The following is a 2,594-nucleotide window of genomic DNA, read 5'->3' as shown; positions in this document are numbered from 1 at the left end:
TGTCTGCCGGCTGTCCTGATTACAATTCCTGCTGCATTGGATGGTTGCCTGCTCTCTGCCGGCTGTCGCCTGAGGCAAAACGTCCCGCAATCTATTACCCTGTTGCCAAAAATTACGCATAACGCTGACGGCTTTGTGCCTGTGGCGACATTCCGTGGTTCGTCAGCTTCGGTTAAAGATATGCTGCCAAATTGAAAATATGTAGTTCAGCCTATGCTCGTCAAGCTGCCATGGCACAAAACCAATGTTGGTAGCATGTTGTTCGTCACAATGTCTCTTCCAGTTGTCTTGCCTGCATGATGAGATAGTGACGTGTCTCACGGTCATTTTCCATTTTGAGCCGCCTGTGGATGTCAATGTATTTGTCACAGCGGCTTTTGAAGTCGTCAGTGGCAGTGAGGCTGTCCAGCCACTCACTAAAGTCAGCAAGTTCCGCTTGTCCACTGGAATAGTCCAGATAGTCTGTAAAGCCGGGCACTTCCAGGTTGGAGCCTTCCCACTTGTCAATCGGCGTAATGGGTCTGCCGAAGAACTTGTCAAACAGGTAGGTGTTGGCACAAAAGGTTTCAAACGCCTTTTTCACCGCTCCTTTGGACTTGCCGCACTTGAAAAGAATAATTGTCCATTCAAACAAAAAGTCGGGAAAACCGCCGTCGTCCGGAAAGTTCTTGCTGAACCAGCGCAGATAGGTCAGCCCACCTTTGTAGTCTTGAAGTTGGATAAAGTACTTGGTCGGCAGGTAGCGCAATCCACGGCTGTCGTCATAGCAGCCAAACTTCCGCTTTTCAGCGGCAAGTGTCCGCTTGATATTGGAAATCTTGGTGAGAAGTCGCTCTGTCTGTTTCGGTGTCACGCTGTCGATTTACAATTGCTACCAACGTTAGGGCTTTGCGTTCGGTGGGGGATTTGAAAAACGTCGCCCCCGGCGACGGCAGCCCAATTGAAAATATGTTGTTGAAGTTAAGAACTAAAGCTCAATAGATAAATGTCGGCTGGGACAAAAGCTGAACAGAATTACTGCTGATGACGGACGCTTTGCGTCCAGCCCCACTGCCGCAAAACCCCATGTAAGCTGCCGTTTTTTACTCGCCGCTAATCCATTTCCTAATGTATTTGTCAAGTCCTTTTAGTTTGCGATTTACTTTTTCTTTGTCAAACTTTTCAATGTCATATTTTTTGCTAAACCATTGAGCAATTTCTTTATAGTCTGGATGTGTCTTGTCTTTAAGAACATCTATGCAATGATAAAATGAACCGATACCACCACAGTCTTCGGGTGGGCAATTCATTTGTCCGTCAATGCAAGTTGGATATATTAAAGTGTTGTCAATGTCGTGAAACTTCTCAACTTTTATTTGGTGTCTCCAACCATCGCCGAAGTCGTACAAGTAATTAATGATGTCTTTCTGTTGAGTGATTACGTCACTAAGTTTTATAATTGTCGAGTCAAGTAGTTGGTCACTACCATAACCATTGCTTTTTTCATCTTCGTCAACCTCGCCAATTCTATAACCTTCAAGGTCGAACTCGAACATGTGATAATTGTCCCACCCCATAACAATTTGTATGATGTGATGTAACTCAAAGAAGGTAGTGTCCTTAGTAACGAGAATTTGTCGCCAGATAAGAGGCTTTGAATGAGTTAAAGAAACTTTTAGTTGAATTATCTCTTGCATAGTTGGAGTGTCTCAATAAAATGGCAGCTTACGTTCGAGGCTTGCCGCAGGGCTGGTATTGTTGCTGTGTCCGCCCGGCAACTGAAGCCAATTAAAAAACTGATGTTGAAGTTAACAACTAAAAGCCAAATAGAATTCGGTCAAGCCCGATATTAGTTGATAGTATTACAATTGCCAATTGTTATTACGTCTGCCAGCCTTGCGGCAAACCTTTTGTTATGTGCAGCCTTTCTATCGTCCATACATTTCATACAAAGTATTTAAACCAAGTCCTTCTTTGTCGTGTAGTGTCCAAAAGTCTGTGATTGTATAAATTATTTCTATCTTTCCGTTTTCAGGTCCAAATTGATAGTCCGTGAGAAAGCATACTTTTTTAATCGGTGAATTGTCGAGTGCAATTTTTAACAACTTGTCAATGTCAGGCTTATACTGGTTTAAAAACTTGAACCTAAATTGTTGGTTTGCTCCACGATTGTCTGTTGTGTCATTTTCGTCAAACTCTGGGAAGTAAATTTCTGTCGGCTCAAAGTCCCAATCAATAATTTGTCCAGCAAAAAAGCCCCCTTCTTTGTCGTCCTTAAAGTCAGGATTACCAATGTGAACAATTACACCGTTTTGTTGTCGAAGCAAGTCATAAAAAAGTCCACGATGACTTTCAAGTTTTTTTTCTTCAATGATAGCTACGTCAAAGTTGGCTTGGTTTAGGTCAAGTCCAGTTGAGTTGATTGATGCTATTTCTATTGTTGGCATTATTGTCTGTTAGATATTAGTTTGTCGGTCTGCTAAAGTGGCACATAACGTTTATCAGCTTTGCGAAGGTTGGGCATTCAATGTTCGTCTGCTGAGCCTATGCACAAAAGCCAAATAGCGATTTACAGTTTAAATTTATTCCGTCTGCCCAACTTTTGCAAAACTGCT

4 protein-coding genes are annotated in these 2,594 nt (G+C 42.6%); 1 reads left to right on the top strand and 3 read right to left on the bottom strand.

What is annotated here, in order from left to right; genetic code table 11:
* Window positions 1-195: hypothetical protein (locus tag FC093_RS24180; protein ID WP_206106677.1), on the top strand; the 195-nt coding region annotated here is incomplete at its 5' end.
* Between the two features lie 70 nt (window positions 196-265).
* On the opposite strand, the gene FC093_RS23445 is transcribed toward FC093_RS24180, so the two are convergent.
* From FC093_RS23445 to FC093_RS23435, 3 genes are all read right to left on the bottom strand, one after another.
* Entirely contained in the window at window positions 266-853 is a 588-nt protein-coding gene (locus FC093_RS23445) for a hypothetical protein (protein WP_137264257.1), read from the bottom strand.
* A gap of 229 nt (window positions 854-1,082) precedes the next feature.
* On the bottom strand, window positions 1,083-1,676 hold the full coding sequence (locus tag FC093_RS23440; RefSeq protein ID WP_137264256.1) for a plasmid pRiA4b ORF-3 family protein: 594 nt from the start codon (window positions 1,674-1,676) through the stop codon (window positions 1,083-1,085).
* Window positions 1,677-1,907: 231 nt separating this feature from the next.
* A complete protein-coding gene (locus tag FC093_RS23435) occupies window positions 1,908-2,426 on the bottom strand; it encodes a hypothetical protein (protein ID WP_137264255.1) in 519 nt (172 codons plus the stop codon).
* Window positions 2,427-2,594: the final 168 nt, after the last annotated feature.

The organism is Ilyomonas limi (assembly GCF_005233845.1).
GTDB classification, from domain to species: Bacteria; Bacteroidota; Bacteroidia; order Chitinophagales; family Chitinophagaceae; genus Ilyomonas; species Ilyomonas limi.
The sequence above is the reverse complement of the archived record's forward strand: the minus strand, read 5'-3'. Positions and strand labels throughout refer to the sequence as shown.